Origin of the sequence: Granulibacter bethesdensis CGDNIH1 (assembly GCF_000014285.2) — a bacterium.
Lineage (GTDB): Bacteria > Pseudomonadota > Alphaproteobacteria > Acetobacterales > Acetobacteraceae > Granulibacter > Granulibacter bethesdensis.
Window position 1 is genome coordinate 466,920 of record NC_008343.2, and the last position, 15,003, is coordinate 481,922.

9 protein-coding genes are annotated in these 15,003 nt (G+C 61.9%); 2 read left to right on the top strand and 7 right to left on the bottom strand.

Going from position 1 to position 15,003, the window contains the following annotated elements:
- Positions 1-36: 36 nt before the first annotated feature.
- On the bottom strand, positions 37-2,928 hold the full coding sequence (locus GBCGDNIH1_RS14500) for a [protein-PII] uridylyltransferase (RefSeq protein WP_011631123.1): 2,892 nt from the start codon (positions 2,926-2,928) through the stop codon (positions 37-39).
- A complete protein-coding gene (gene mutS / locus GBCGDNIH1_RS14505; RefSeq protein ID WP_011631124.1) occupies positions 2,922-5,702 on the bottom strand; it encodes a DNA mismatch repair protein MutS in 2,781 nt (926 codons plus the stop codon). The genes GBCGDNIH1_RS14500 and mutS overlap by 7 nt, the downstream gene beginning before the upstream one ends.
- 218 nt (positions 5,703-5,920) lie before the next feature.
- Here mutS and GBCGDNIH1_RS14510 point away from each other — a divergent pair, with 218 nt between their 5' ends.
- Positions 5,921-6,355 carry a hypothetical protein gene (locus GBCGDNIH1_RS14510; RefSeq protein ID WP_125910970.1) on the top strand — a complete coding sequence of 145 codons (435 nt, stop codon included), beginning with the start codon at positions 5,921-5,923 and terminating at the stop codon, positions 6,353-6,355.
- A gap of 25 nt (positions 6,356-6,380) precedes the next feature.
- Positions 6,381-7,316, top strand: coding sequence for an allantoinase PuuE (gene puuE, locus GBCGDNIH1_RS14515; RefSeq protein ID WP_011631126.1), 936 nt, complete (start codon positions 6,381-6,383; stop codon positions 7,314-7,316).
- Between the two features lie 15 nt (positions 7,317-7,331).
- On the opposite strand, the gene ligA is transcribed toward puuE, so the two are convergent.
- The 5 genes from ligA to ftsZ all read right to left on the bottom strand — a co-directional run bounded on the left by ligA (position 7,332) and on the right by ftsZ (position 14,986).
- Positions 7,332-9,434, bottom strand: coding sequence for an NAD-dependent DNA ligase LigA (ligA, locus tag GBCGDNIH1_RS14520; protein WP_011631127.1), 2,103 nt, complete (start codon positions 9,432-9,434; stop codon positions 7,332-7,334).
- Complete coding sequence (gene recN / locus GBCGDNIH1_RS14525; RefSeq protein ID WP_011631128.1) at positions 9,431-11,128, bottom strand: DNA repair protein RecN; 1,698 nt, start codon at positions 11,126-11,128, stop codon at positions 9,431-9,433. Before recN ends, ligA begins: the two co-directional genes overlap by 4 nt.
- 40 nt (positions 11,129-11,168) lie before the next feature.
- Positions 11,169-12,041: an outer membrane protein assembly factor BamD gene (locus GBCGDNIH1_RS14530; protein WP_025318172.1), complete on the bottom strand. Its 873-nt coding sequence runs from the start codon at positions 12,039-12,041 to the stop codon at positions 11,169-11,171.
- Between the two features lie 99 nt (positions 12,042-12,140).
- Entirely contained in the window at positions 12,141-13,097 is a 957-nt protein-coding gene (lpxC, locus tag GBCGDNIH1_RS14535; protein ID WP_043452658.1) for a UDP-3-O-acyl-N-acetylglucosamine deacetylase, read from the bottom strand.
- 227 nt (positions 13,098-13,324) lie between these two features.
- Entirely contained in the window at positions 13,325-14,986 is a 1,662-nt protein-coding gene (gene ftsZ, locus GBCGDNIH1_RS14540; protein WP_011631131.1) for a cell division protein FtsZ, read from the bottom strand.
- Positions 14,987-15,003 lie beyond the last annotated feature (17 nt).

Here is a 15,003-nt window from a genome sequence, read left to right on the forward strand (position 1 = left end):
TGGCAACAAGATGTTGGAAGTGATCAAAACGGGTCGTTAAAAATCATCACCGGTGGCATGTGTGCGACGCATCGGCGGAGGCAAGGGCATGGGGCCGGTATCATCGGGGGAGGTCAGTGCCCCCAGCAGAGCCTGTCTCAACTTGGCGAGCTTGCGTTCGTTTTCGACTTTTAGCCCGAACACGTCTTTCACATAAAAGACATCCACCGCTCGCACGCCGTAAGTGGTGATGTGGGCGCTGGCAATTTGAAGGCCCTGCTGCGCGATCGCGGCGGCAATATCATGCATCAGTCCGGGGCGGTCACGCCCGTTCACTTCCAGCACCGTATGGGTATGGGAGGCATGATTATCCACCACCACACGCGGCGGTACATGGATCGCCCGCATCCGTGTGCCAAGCAGGGGGTTGGAGGCCTTGCGGATTTCTTCGTCGATATCGAGTTGACCGGACAGGGCCTGTTCAATCAGCACGGCGATTTTCGCCAGCCGATTCGGCTGATCGAAGGCTTCGCCGGACGTGTCCTGCACCCAGAACGTATCCATGGCCATGCCATTGGTCATGGTGTGAATACGGGCATCGACGATGGAGGCTCCGGCCACGGCCAGTGCACCGGCGATCTTGCCGACCAGACCGGGCGTATCGGCGACATAGACGGTCACTTCCGTCACAGCGCGGGCAGGTAAAGGCTGGGTATCGACGGTCAGAAGCTGCGTGCCTGCGGCACGGATCATGCGGGCATGACGCGCATGGGTCTCGGGGTCGAAGGACAGCCAGTACCCGGGATAACCAAGCGTCAGGAAGGCTTCCCGCTGCTCCTCCGGCCAGTCATAGAGCAATTCGGCGGCCGCTTCCTTGGCGCGGGCGACGCGGGTGTCGCGTTCTGTGGTGGCCAGCCCGCCTGCCAAAACCTCGGCTACGCGGGCATAGAGTTCACGCAGCAATGTTGCTTTCCAGCCGTTCCAGACCTTGGAGCTGACGGCCCGCATATCCGCGACCGTCAGCACCAGCAGCAGCTTCAGCCGCTCCGGTGACTGGATGGTGTCGGCCAGATCGAGAATGGTTTTCGGATCGTCTATATCGCGCCGAAACGCGGTCTGGCTGAGCAGAAGATGATGCAGCACCAGCCAGGAGACCATTTCCGTCTCTTCTGAATCCAGCCCCAGTGCCGGGCCGATCTCCAGCGCCAGTTCGGCCCCGAGTTCGGAGTGATCGCCACCCCGTCCCTTGGCGATATCATGCGTCAGCATTGCCACATACAGGGCACGGCGGGACTGAAGGTGATCAACCACCCCGGTGGCGACCGGGGCTATATCGGCCAGATCGCCATGTTCAAGCTGGTTCAGAACGCGAATAGCCTCGATCGTGTGCTCATCCACGGTAAAGACGTGGTAAGTGTCGAACTGCATCTGTCCGACGATACGCGCCCATTCGGGAATGAACCGGCCCAGAAAGCCGGTTTCATTCAGGATCGACATCCAGCGTGCGCCGCTCGGACGCTGGGTCGGGCGCTGGACGCCATCCGGCACTGTATTGCCGCACAGCAGATCAAGGAACAATGCGGCGGCGCGTTGATCGTCACGCAGGGCGATGGCGCCCCGCTCATTGCGGATCAGGCTGCGAATGCCGAGAGGATGGATTTGCAGATCGCGATCACGCGCAAGCTTCATGATGCGCAGCATCTGAATCGGCTCGCGCTCGAAATCGTGGGAAGGGGCAGGCAGGAGTTTGCCTTCCGCCAGCACGAAGCCCGCATTGATCAACGCTATATCGGTTTCAGCGGCGATAGCGGGAGGGCCGAGCGCAGCGCGGATCAATGCCGGTTCAAGCACGCGGGTCAGGCGCAGGACTTCGCGGGCCGTCAGAAAGTAATGGCGCATGAAGCGCTCGACGCCATTCTGGCGGCCATGGCGCGTATACCCCATCCGTGCGCCAATCACGGGCTGGACATCGAAGGTCAGGCGTTCCTCTGCCCGTCCGGCGACGTAATGCAGATGAAATCGCAGCGTCCACAGGAAATTCCAGGATCGTTTCGCCAGGCGGGCTTCGTTTTCCGTAATCAGGCCGCCGCCAGGGGCGCCTGTGCCTACCAGATCAACCAGTTTGCGGGTACCGAAGACATAGCGGGACAGCCAGTAAAGTGTTTGCAGATCCCGCAACCCGCCACGGCCTTCCTTGATGTTCGGCTCGACGAAAAACGGACTTTCGCCATACCGAAGATGGCGTGCATGGCGCTCTGCCTGTTTTGCGGCGATGAAATCATGTTCGCCCGCCTCGGTGCAGGCTTCCCGGAACGCGGTAATGAATGCGTCGAACAGGGGCTGGTTACCGGCCAGATGGCGCGTATCCAGCAGGGTGGTGCGGACGGTCGTGTCTTCGGTTGCGGCTTGCAGGCTCTGGCTGATGGAACGGGTCGCGTGCCCGACTTTCAGCCCAAGATCCCACAGGAAATACAGCATGAATTCGACTACGGCGAGCGTGCGGGCCGAAGGGGTATCCGCTGTGATGAACAGCAGATCGATATCGCTGAATGGAGCCAGTTCCTGCCGTCCATAGCCGCCGGTGGCGGCGACAGTGACGGGTTCAGTCTGCTGTGTGGCAGAGGCCGGAATGGCGATACTGTCAGTATATTGGTAGAGTGCGGCGACAAGTCCGTCGGTCAGGTCGGACAGTAGATGGGCAGCCGTCAGGCCAGCCAGCCTGCCCTGTTCAAACGTATCACGCACCCGGCCTTGAATCCGCGCCAGATGGCGACGGAACACACCCAGCGCGGCATTGCGTTCCAGTTGCGATAAAGGACCCTTGCGGGGGCCGGGGCCGAACTCTTCCTCTAACGCCGTCAGAGCACGATCTAGTTCCAGGGCGGCAAGCTCGGATGCCGTCTGTCGAGGCGCTTTCTGCGCAAGGCCGGGGGAGGAAGATGTCACCATGATTCCGCTTCTACATCGCCATTGTGCGCCTGCGAAGAAAGCATAGACTTAAAATGATACATAAGATCGAGTGCTTCGCGTGGAGTGAGTTTATCCGGTTCCATCTGACCCAGTGCCTCGATCAATTCCGGCGGTAGAGAGGCGGGTTTTGCTTCATGAATGCCTTCTGCCGGCTCTGTCTCTGTTTCGTTGCCATGGCTGGCGGCGAACAGGGGCAGAGTCGCGTTATCGGTCAGCCCGACGGAACGTTCCTCCAGTGCCGTGAGCAACTGTCCGGCCCTGCGGACGGTGGCGGCAGGCACACCAGCCAGTTTCGCGACATGGACACCCCAGCTTCGTCCTCCGGCCCCTTCCGCCACTTCATGCAGAAACACGACCTTACCGCGCCATTCCTGCACTTTCATTGTATAGGGGCGCAGCATCGGCAGTTCCCCTTGCAGGCGCGCCAGTTCGTGGAAATGGGTGGCGAAAATCGTGCGTGCGCCGATACGGCTATGCAGGGCTTCCAGCACTGCCCAGGCGATGGCCAGACCATCCAGCGTGGAGGTGCCACGCCCGATTTCATCCACGACGACCAGGGAACGGGGACCCGCCTGATGCAGAATGGCGGCGGTTTCAGTCATTTCGACCATGAAAGTCGATTGCCCGCGTGCCAGATCATCCGACGCGCCGACCCGGCTGAACAGGCGATCTACAATACCGATATGGGCTGCTCTGGCCGGAACCGGTAGTCCCGCCTGCGCCAGAATGACAATCAGGGCGTTCTGCCGCAGATAGGTGGATTTGCCCGCCATATTCGGCCCGGTCAGCAGCATGACGCGTCTGCTGGCGGACAGATCCGTATCGTTGGGCATAAAGGGGGTCGGACCGCCTTCCAGGGCTGCTTCCACCACGGGATGGCGTCCGGCCTCGATAGTCAGCGTCTGGTCATCGGTCATGACGGGGCGGCACCATGTGCCGCTTTCCGCCAGACGGGCAGCGGATTGCAGCACGTCCAGACGGGCCAGCGCCTCGGCGCAGGCGGCGATGGAACCGGCATGGGCCTCCACCTTTTGCCGCAGGGCGGTGATGACGATCATTTCCCGTTGCCGGGCGCGTTCGGCGGCCTCGGTAATGCGTCGGTCCAGCTCCGACAGGTCCGGATGGGTAAAGCGTGCCCCGTTGGCCATGCCTTGCCGCAGGATCAACTCCGGCACCGTCCGCAGTGTTTCCACCGCGACGGCAGGCACTTCGATCATGTAACCGAGTTGCGCGTGATGACGGATCTTGAGGCTGGCGACGCCATAGCGCTGGGCGTATTCGGTCTGAAGTGCGGCGATGACCTTGCGGCTGTCATCCCGCAGCCCGCGTTCGGCATCCAGTTCCCCGTCGAAGCCGCTGGCGATTACGCCGCCATCCTCGATGCGAGCGGGTACTGGATCGGCGAGCGCCGCCTCCAGCATTTCCGGCAGATCGGGTGGCAGATGCAGGGCGGCGTGTAATTCAGCCAGTGCGGAGGGCAGGATGCCTTCCAGCAATCCGGCGGCTTCCATGGCAATGTGTGCACCATCGCGAATGGCGGCCAGATCGCGAGGCGTGCCGCGTCCCAGCGCGATACGCCCCAGCGCGCGGGCCATATCGGGGCAGCCCCGCAGAGTTTCCCGCAGGCGCATGGACAAAGTCGGCTGTTCCAGCAGCCAGCCCCATCCATCCTGTCGGGCGGTGATGACTGTTCGGTCGGTCAAGGGAGCACCCAGCCATGCGGCGAGCATTCTGCCGCCAGCCGGGGTCAGGGTGCGCTGAACAGCGGACAGCAAAGTGCGTTCGGTGCCGCCATCGCGGGCGCGGTCGATCTCCAGACTGGCGCGGGTGGAGGCATCCATGGCCAGTCGCCCGGCCTCGCCCACCGGCACGGGATGACCGAGGCGAGGCAAAGCCCCCATCTGTGCATCCCGCACGTAATCCAGCGCCTGCATGGCCGCCATGGCCTCGGCATCGGTAAAGCTGCCGAATACGTTGATATGGCTGACATCGTATGCTTCAGCGAGTCGTGCCCTGGCATTGGCCGGGTCGCTGACCGGTTGTTCCGGTCCGCGCCGTGCATCCCACATTTCCAGATGCAGGGAAGAGGGGCAGAGAATTTCCGCCGGATCGAGCCGGCCCAGCAGGGCGGTCAGGCCGGATTCGTCCAGTGATTCCGTCTCGAACAGCCCGGTGGAGATATCCAGCCAGGCTGCCCCCAGACGATTCCCGGACTGCGTAATGGCCAGCAGCAGATTGGGACGGCCCGCATCCAGCAAAGTTTCCTCGGTAATGGTACCGGGGGTCACCAGACGTACGACATCGCGGCGAATCGGGCCTTTTCCAGCGCGGTTTTTGGGGTTTTCCATCTGCTCGACAATGGCAACCCGCCAACCGCGGCGGATCAGTCGGGACAGATACATCTCGGCGGCATGGACCGGCACGCCACACATGGGAATCGGTTCGCCTTCATGCAGCCCGCGCTTCGTCAGCTGAATATCCAGCGTGGCGGCGGCATTTTCCGCATCCTGAAAAAACAGTTCGTAGAAATCGCCCATGCGGAAAAACAGCAGCGCATCGGGATGCTGGTTTTTCAGGACGAACCATTGCGCCATGGCGGGTGTGGCGCCTGCCGGAATGGCGGTAGCCGCTTCACTGCCGGCCCCGTTGGAGGCACGGGCGGCACTGCTTCCGGGGGGACGGCCCCGGCGTGTGGGAGTCGATGCAACGGGCATGCAATGCAGTGTAATGGCTCCCATTTTTTCGGCCAGCATGCCGAGATGGCGGAGCGTAGACTGTTGTATAATCGCAACATCTTTTTATGGTCTGCCGTAAGCTTGGCCAGCCGTCGGGCAAAGAAAGCCGACTCTGTTCCAGTTTATGCAGCCTGTCAGCGGCGCCCCCTTGAAAATCATGATATTGTCTCCAGTTGCGGTTGATCCCGCCGGAGTCTGGTGCGACTGAGGGGCGGTATGGAAAGGAACGGCATATCGTGGCGGCGCTGATCTTCGGCGTATTCTATCTGGCCGCGATTATCATGATCGTGGCCTCGCACGGCTTTGCGACCTCCCGCTATCAGCGTGAAATGCGGCGCTGGGGCGATGAGGAAGCCGCATTTTTCGGCTGCTTTACCCGGCTGGCAAGCGATACGGTCAGTGGCTGGCTGCTGGACAGGCGGGTTGATCGCTCGCAAGGGCCGATTGTCGTTTCTGCTCATCGCCATGGCCGGATGATCGGCCTGACGACACTGGCGATGCCGCAGAATGGGGATTCTCCCCTCGATTTTACGCTGACTCTCGAAAAACCGGTGACAGAAAGCGATCTGTTGAGTGAACGTGTCGTTCTGTGGGCAAGGGATGGCCATCTGGTCCGACAGGTTGTGATGGATGCCGTGTTGCAGCGCCGCCTGATCGGCAATATCCATTGATACAGACTGCATTGGGAGCGGGCGCATGGCTCTGGATAATGAGACATATCCGCGTGATCTGATCGGCTACGGCAAAACGCCGCCTTTTGCGCGCTGGCCGGGGGGCGCCAGAATCGCAGTCAATTTCGTCGTGAATTATGAAGAGGGTGGCGAGAACAGCATCCTGCACGGCGATTCGGCATCGGAGGCCTTTCTGTCGGAGATGATTGGCGCACAGCCCGTACCCGGCCTGCGCCATATGAATATGGAAAGCCTGTACGAATATGGCAGCCGGGTCGGGTTCTGGCGGTTGATGCGTCTGTTCGACTCATACAGGTTGCCCTTCACCTGTTTTGCAGTAGGCATGGCGCTGGAGCGTCATCCGGAAGCGGCGCAGGCAATGATGGCAGCAGGCCATGAGATAGCGAGCCATGGTTATCGCTGGATCGATTATCAGTTCGCGACCGAGGACGCAGAAAGAGCCGATCTGGCGCGCGCGATCGAGGCGCATCGCCGTGTGACTGGCAAGCGCCCGCTCGGCTGGTATCTGGGCCGCTGTTCCCCTCATACGCACCGTCTGATCGCGGAGGAGGGCGGTTTTCTCTACAATGCCGATACCTATGCCGATGATCTGCCGTACTGGGATCTGCACCATGATCGGCCGCAACTGATGGTGCCGTATACGCTGGATGCCAACGACATGCGTTTTGCTACGGCACAGGGATTCAATACGGCCGAGCATTTCTTCACCTATCTGCGCGACAGTTTCGATACTTTGTATGAGGAAGGGGCCGTGACCCCGCGCATGATGTCGATCGGGCTGCATTGCCGTCTGGCCGGGCGGCCGGGGCGTCTTCCGGGACTGAAACGCTTCATCGACCATGTGCTGGCGCATGACGGTGTGTGGATTTGCCGTCGCGAGGATATCGCTCGCCACTGGCATGAGACCCATCCTCCCCCGGCCCAATGTGTGCCGGGATAGCAGGCCGGACTGTTTTCAGCCCCCTCCGGCGAGTGCCAGCCATTCCTCTTCCGACAGGGTGCGGATGCCGAGTTCTGCGGCTTTTTTCGCTTTGGAGCCGGCATCCGCCCCGGTCACCACGAAGTCGGTTTTTTTAGAGACGCTGTCTGTGACTTTTGCGCCCATTGATTCGGCCCGGGCTTTTGCTTCAGGGCGGGTCATGGCCTGAAGCGTGCCGGTGAAAACGATGATTTTCCCGTTGAGGGGAGAGTCCAGCGCCGCAGAGGACAGGCCGCCGGACGGGGCGGTGATGGTCAGCATCCCGGCCAGTTCATCCAGCGTGTCGATATTGCGTGGCTCGGCGAAGAAATCCACCAGCTCCTCGGCGATGGTGGGTCCGATTCCGGTGATGCTGCCCAGCGCCAGCCTTTCGTCAGAGCCGATTTGTCTGGCGGCCAGCATCTGGGTTCTCCATTCCGTGAAGCTGCCGTAATGGCGCGCCAGCAATCTGGCATTGGTCTCGCCGATGCGCCTGATGCCCAGCGCGTAGAGAAAGCGGTCGAACGGTATGCTGCGCCGTGCCTCGATCGCCTGTGAAAGATTGCGGGCCGACAGGGATCCCCACCCATCACGGCGGGCGATCTCATCCTCGCGGGCGGGGAGGCGGAAAATATCAGCGGGGCCGGAGACCAGCCCATCACGGTGAAATTCGAGGATGCTTTTCTCCCCCAGCCCGTCAATGTCGAAGGCGGGGCGGGATACCATGTGGATCAGCCGTTCCACCACCTGTGCTTCGCAGGTCAGGCCGCCCGTGCAGCGGCGTACGACCTCTCCCGGTGGTCGTATTGCCAGGCTGCCGCAGACCGGACAGTGCTCCAGTGGCGCGAAAGGCCGGGCACCGTCCGGCCGCTTTTCCAGCACGACCGAGACGATCTGCGGAATGACATCGCCCGCTCGTTGCAGAATGACGGTATCGCCCTCCCGAACGTCCTTGCGGGCGATTTCATCCTCATTATGCAGGGTGGCGCGTGTGACCAGCACACCGCCGACATTGACCGCCTGCAGATGGGCCACCGGTGTCAGCGCACCGGTGCGGCCGACCTGAATGTCGATTTTCTCCAGCACGGTTGTCGCCTGTTCGGCGGGGAATTTCCATGCCGTCGCCCAGCGCGGGGCACGCCCGACAAAACCGAGTCGTCGTTGCAGAGACAGATCGTCGATCTTGAACACGACACCGTCGATATCGTACGGCAGAGTGGAACGCCCTGCCGCGATCCGCGTGGTGAACGCGGCGGCAGCGTTTTCATCCTCGATCAGCTGCGACAACGGATTGACGACAAATCCCCAGTCTTTCAGACGCGTCAGATAATCCCAGTGCGTTTCCGCGACCGGTGCGCTGCTCTCTCCCTGCGCATAGGCGAAGAGTGCCAGAGGACGGTTGGCAGTCACGGACGCATCCAGTTGTCGCAGTGATCCGGCGGCGGCATTGCGTGGATTGGCAAAAATCTTCTGCCCCAGCCGGGCCTGCGTTTCGTTCAGTTCCAGAAACGCGGCCTTGCTCATGAAGACTTCGCCGCGAATTTCGATGAAGGCAGGTGCCTCTCCATGCAGGGTTTGTGGCACGTCGCGCAGGGTGCGGACATTGGCTGTGACATCCTCCCCCTCCATCCCGTCACCGCGTGTCGCCGCTCTGGTCAGGATGCCGTTTTCGTAGGTCAGGGAAATGGAAAGACCATCTATTTTCGGCTCCGCCACGAAGCGGGGCGAGGCTGGTAAATTCAAAAACCGTCTGGCGCGGGCACAGAATTCGGCAAACTCTTCCGTGTCGAACACATTGTCCAGCGACAGCATCGGCACACGATGCCGGATTTTCGCAAAGGCGGAGGAGGGGGCCGTGCCGACGCGGTTGGCAGGGCTGTTTTTCAGAATGGCATCGGGGAACAGACGCTCGATCTCGGCATTGCGTTGCCGGAGAGCATCATAGTCCGCATCCGTCACCAGCGGAGCATCATCGCGATAATAGGCATCATCCAGCTCGGCGATGCGGCTGGCGAGCCGTTCAAGCTCCGCCCGTGCTTCCGCGGGTGACAGAGCCTCTGGCGGAGTCAGCGAAAGAGAGGGGGAATCCGGATTTGTCATGGTTTCGCCAGCAGATCGTCAGCGGCGGCGCGGGCCGCCTCGGTAATGGTTTCGCCTGATAGCATCCGGGCAATTTCCTCACGTCGTTCCGCTCCGGTCAGATTCTCGACCGTGGTGGCGGTGCGGTCTTTGGTCACCGATTTGGCCACACGAAGATGCGCCTGACCGCGCGCCGCTACTTGCGGGCTGTGTGTGACGACCAGCACCTGGCTGTGCCGGGCCACCTGCGCCAGCCTTTCGCCGACAGCGGCGGCCGTCGCCCCGCCAATGCCGGAATCGACCTCATCGAAGACCAGTGTCGGCACGGTGGAGCGACTGGCCAGCACCACTTTCAAAGCCAGCATGAGCCGGGACAGTTCCCCGCCCGAGGCGACTTTCGCCAATGGTCCCGGCGGCTGACCCGGATTGGCGGCAATCAGGAAGGCAATACTGTCCTGCCCCGCTTCTCCCCATTGCCGTTCCGGCAGGGTTTCAATCCGGGTGAAGAAACGGGCGCGTTCCAGCTTCAGCGGTGGCAGTTCGGCATTGATGGCCTGTTCCAGTAGGGTCGCGGCCTGTTGCCGTGCCGCGCTCAGGGCTGCGGCGGCCTCCAGATAGGCGTGGCGGGCCCGGCTTTCCTCCGCCGTCAGTACGGCGATGGCGTGATCGCCGCTTTCCAGTGCGGATAGTCGTTGGCGCAGCGTTTCCAGCAGGCCCGGCAGTTCCAGCACTGTCACATTGTGCTTGCGGGCCGCGGCCCGGAGCGCGAAAAGCCGTTCCTCGATATTTTCGAGTTGCCGGGGATCGGCATCGGAATCGTTGATCAGCCGGCTCAGCAGCATCTCCGCTTCGGCGAGCGCTTCTTCCGCCCTTTCCAGTGCGGCCAGAGCCGGGGCGGTCGGCAGGTCTGCCCCCTGATCCTCACCGTGAAGGGTGGTGGAGGCCCGTTGAAGGGACCGTGTGGCCGCCCGCAAGGCAGCGGCAGGGCCAGCCGAGCGCCGGTCCCGCGGTGTCAGCTCTGCCAGAGCGGCGGCGATCGCTTCTCCTCGGCGTTCCGCCTGCTGAAGCCGGGTGCGCTCGGCGGCAAGTTGAATGTCCTCTCCTTCCTGCGGGGCGAGTGAAGACAACTCGTTGGCGGCATGCGTCAGCCAGTCACGATCCCGTTCGGCTTCTTCCAGTGCGATGCGGGCTTGTGAAAGACGCTCGATTACCACGCGCCAGTCAGCCCAGCACGTGGCAACTGCTATCCGCAGGGACGGATCGACGCCGAACGCATCCAGCATCGGTCCATGCAGGGCGGGATCAGCCAGCCCCATCTGCTCATGCTGACCCTGAACCTCAACCAGTAAAGCACCCATACGCCGCAGCAACGCAATGCTGACTGGCTGGTCATTGACGAAGGCCCGTGACCGTCCATCCTTGCCGAGGATACGGCGCACGACCAGCTCATCTTCTATCTCCAGCTCATGCTCGGCCAGCAGGGCTTCGACAGGATGGGAGGGCGGTGGAGCGAAACACGCTGTGACCGAGGCCTGATCGGCCCCGGCACGTAGCAACCCGGCCTCGGCCCGTGCGCCCAGCGCCAGACCGAGACTGTCGAGCAGGATGGATTTACCGGCCCCGGTCTCGCCGGTCAGAACGGTCAGGCCGGTGCTGAACGTCAGATCCAGACGTTCGATCAGCACCACATCCCGGATCGAGAGCGCCGTCAGCATCGGGATGAACCCCGTTCAGGAAACGCCAGCCACCATTCCGTCAGAATACGGAGTGCCACATGCGGGAGAAGAAACCGGAACCGGTGGTGCCGGCGCGGGGAACAGGCTCCCCCTTCACCAGATTTTCAGCGGCCAGATCATCCCAGCTGCTCTGATACCAGGAACTGCCGGGATAGTTGTGTCCCAGCACCGCCGCCGTGCGGCGCGCATCGCTGCGCAAACCCAGCAGCAGATACAGTTCGGTCAGGCGGTGCAGGGCTTCGGGGACATGATTGGTCGTCTGATATTCCTTGACGACGGTCTGGAAGCGGTTAATGGCGGCGGCATAGAGATGCTCCCGCTCATAATAACGACCGATTTCCATTTCCTTGCCGGCCAGATGGTCCCGGCAGAGATCAATCTTCAGGCGGGCATCGCGGGCATAGCCGCTGTCCGGGAAGCGGGAAACCACTTCCTGAAGAGCAGTCATGGCATCCTCTGTGCCTTTCTGGTCACGCTGGATATCCGCGATCTGCTCATAAAAAGACAGCGCGCGAAGATAATAGGCGTAGGCGATGTCCTTATGAGTCGGATGCAGCTGGATGAAACGGTCGAGCGAACCGATCGCATCCATATATTTATGTTCCAGATACTGGGAATACCCCTGCATCAGCTGGGCGTTCGCCGCCCATGACGAGTAGGGATAATATTGCTGGACGGCATCGAATTGCTGGGCCGCCGTGGTGTAGCGGTGGTCCTGCATGGCGTCGACGCCGGTATTGTAGAGTTCTTCAACCGACATTTTCGCCGGATCGAGTTTGGCCAGTTCGTCATCTTTGCTGCTGCCGCACCCGCTGGCGAGCAGGGGAAGAAGCAGGGCTGCGCCGATGCGGCGAGCCGCCTTTGCGCGCGCGAAGGATGAGAGAAGCACCATGGACACCGACTGATCTGTGAGACGCACCTTACCGCGCTTATAGCACGGACTGGCGCGGGGCAAGCTGTTGTCGCAAGACAAGGACCAGCGGAAGGGGTATCAGGCGGCAGAAAGCCAATCCATTGTATTGGCTGAAACGGTCTGCCAGGCGGATGCGTCACTCAACAGCGCGCGCAGCAGACGGTTATTGAGGGCATGGCCGGTACGATGCCCCACGAAACGACCGATCAGAGGGTGCCCGGCCATAGCCAGATCGCCCACTACATCCAGCAGCTTGTGGCGCACGAATTCATCCGGCATGCGCAGGCCTTCAGGGTTCAAGACCTGATCGCCATCGACAACGATGGCATTATCGAGGCTGCCGCCACGGGCCAGTCCGGCCGCACGCATGGCCTCGATTTCTTTGGCCATGGTGAATGTGCGTGCACTGGCCAGATCATGACGGAAATTATCCGTGTCCATCGTCATGGTCAGAGCCTGTCGCCCAATGGCAGCGGCATCGAATTCAATGGACAGCGAAAGGGAAAAGCCGCTTTCCGCAGGATGCAGCTCGGCGAAGGCACTTCCTGCCTCGACGCGAACAGGTTTCAGGATTTTGATGCTGAGACGGGACTCGGATTGTTCTTCGACCCCCGCACAGTCGATCAGGAACATGAACGGTGCAGCGGAGCCATCAAGGATCGGTACTTCCGGCCCGTCAATTTCGATCAGCAGATTGTCGATACCCTGCGCGGCCAGTGCGGCCATCAGATGCTCGACTGTTCCGACGCTCGCATCAGGGAAATCCGGCGCAGTCAGCAGAGTGCACAGGCGTGTATCTGTCACGTTGTCAAAAGCGGCCGGAATATCAAAGCCGAGATCAGTGCGGCGAAATACAATACCGGTTCCCGGTGCAGCGGGGATCAGCCGCAGCCTTGCCGGTGCACCGCTGTGCAATCCGTGGCCGACGCAGTCGATCGGTGATTTGAGGGTCACCTGCCGCTTGCCCGGTGTGAAAGAAGGGCTGGAAAGGGAGGCAGGCGAAAAACCGCTCGGCATTCCCGTCATTCCATCCATTCCTTTACCCTTTCCTGTCATCACTGTCCCGCGCGGCCTGTTATGCATATGGCCGCGCAGAAAGGATTGAAGTCAGTGCCCACCCATCATGAAAATGGCCGGCAGGGAGAAGCTAACGCGCTTTGCCCTGCCGGCCAATTCAAGGATTATTTCTGACTATTACGCTATAAGCGGCTGATTTTCAAAGATTTTGTATCAATCCGTTACACTCGGTCAGGCTTTGTCACTCAGGAGGACTGACGGCGCAGGAAGGCCGGAATGTCCAGCCCTATTTCTTCGGTTGCCGCTGGCCGAACAGAGGGGCGCGCCTGCTGGTCGGGCGAGGCATGATTGTCGGCGGCCTGCTGACCATCATGCAACACGGGTTCGGTACGGGGCGGCTGCGGCGTAACCGGGGCTTCATGGGCGGGGGCGCTGCCACCCCCCATGCTGCGGCGGATGGCGCCGGTCACCACATTGAAGATGCTGCTGCGCGGCGGTGCGGCCTGGTGGGCAGGCTGTGGCGCATAGGCAGGCTGTGGCGCATAGGCAGGCTCCTGCGTGAACAGGCCGCGCGGTGCGCTGGCGGGTAGCGGCGCGCGCGGTGCTTCAGCGTCCGTTCCGGCATAGCCATGCCCATGGCCGGCCGAAGGCGGCGGCGACTGCACGAAAGGCGCCCGGACCGGAGCGGTGGGGGAGGGAGCTTGCGGAGCCTGATGCTGCTGGGTCGGTGTCCCACCCTGCGCAGGGAAAGGGGCCGTTTCTGCCGGCGCATAATGGCCGGGCTGATAGGCGGCGAAGGCGGCCGCCTCAGCCTGCTCGGCAGACTGCGCCGACAGGGAAGGACCGGGCGAGACGGCATCGACCGGCATGGCCGCACCGCCACCGACTGCCACCAGACGGGGACGCTCGGAGGACAGGGAGGACATATGGTTGGCCGGGCTGTCGATCCCGGTGGCTACGACCGAGACCCGCACCTTGCCGTTCAGGCTTTCGTCAATGGCAGAGCCGAAGATGATATTGGCTTCCTCATCCACTTCCTCGCGGATTCGGTTGGCGGCCTGATCGACTTCGAACAGGGTCATGTCCTCGCCGCCGGTGATGTTGATCAGCAGGCCGCGCGCACCGCTCATCGACGTGTCTTCCAGCAGAGGATTGCTGATGGCCAGTTCGGCGGCGCGGATGGCACGGTTTTCACCTTCCGCCTCGCCTGTGCCCATCATGGCCTTGCCCATTTCAGCCATGACGGTACGGATATCGGCGAAGTCCAGATTGACCAGACCCGGTGCCACCATCAGATCGGTCACGCCGCGCACGCCCATATAAAGGACATTGTCGGCCATCTTGAACGCTTCCTTCCAGGAGGTGCGCTCATTGGCCAGGCGGAACAGGTTCTGGTTGGGGATGACGATCAGCGTATCGACGTATTGCTGAAGCTCCTCGATCCCGGCCTCGGCTGATTTGGCGCGGCGGCTGCCTTCGAAGCTGAACGGCTTGGTGACGACGCCGACCGTCAGGATGTTGCGTTCCCGTGCCATGCGGGCGATCACCGGGGCCGCCCCCGTGCCGGTGCCACCGCCCATGCCGGCGGTGATGAATACCATATGGGCACCGTCCAGATGCCGGTACAGCTCATCGGCGGCTTCCTCGGCGGCGGCGCGGCCGATTTCCGGCTTGGCTCCCGCGCCCAGACCCTGCGTGATGTGCGGGCCAAGCTGCACGCGGCGATCGGCGCGGCTGTGCATCAGCTGTTGCGCATCGGTATTCGCAACGACGAAATCGACACCGGCCAGATTGAGCGCGATCATGTTGTCAACCGCGTTCGTGCCGCCGCCGCCTACACCGATCACGGTAATGCGCGGGGTGAAATCTGTGTGCATCTGCTGCGGGATGGTCAGGTTCAGAGTCATGGGCGGTCTCCCCCCTT

Bases quoted from the DNA above. Each gene is read 5' to 3' on its own strand.
- GBCGDNIH1_RS14500 (WP_011631123.1), bottom strand. From the start codon at position 2,928: ATGGTGACATCTTCCTCCCCCGGCCTTGCGCAGAAAGCGCCTCGACAG.
- mutS (WP_011631124.1), bottom strand. From the start codon at position 5,702: ATGCTGGCCGAAAAAATGGGAGCCATTACACTGCATTGCATGCCCGTT.
- puuE (WP_011631126.1), top strand. From the start codon at position 6,381: ATGGCTCTGGATAATGAGACATATCCGCGTGATCTGATCGGCTACGGC.
- ligA (WP_011631127.1), bottom strand. From the start codon at position 9,434: ATGACAAATCCGGATTCCCCCTCTCTTTCGCTGACTCCGCCAGAGGCT.
- recN (WP_011631128.1), bottom strand. From the start codon at position 11,128: ATGCTGACGGCGCTCTCGATCCGGGATGTGGTGCTGATCGAACGTCTG.
- GBCGDNIH1_RS14530 (WP_025318172.1), bottom strand. From the start codon at position 12,041: ATGGTGCTTCTCTCATCCTTCGCGCGCGCAAAGGCGGCTCGCCGCATC.
- lpxC (WP_043452658.1), bottom strand. From the start codon at position 13,097: ATGGATGGAATGACGGGAATGCCGAGCGGTTTTTCGCCTGCCTCCCTT.
- ftsZ (WP_011631131.1), bottom strand. From the start codon at position 14,986: ATGACTCTGAACCTGACCATCCCGCAGCAGATGCACACAGATTTCACC.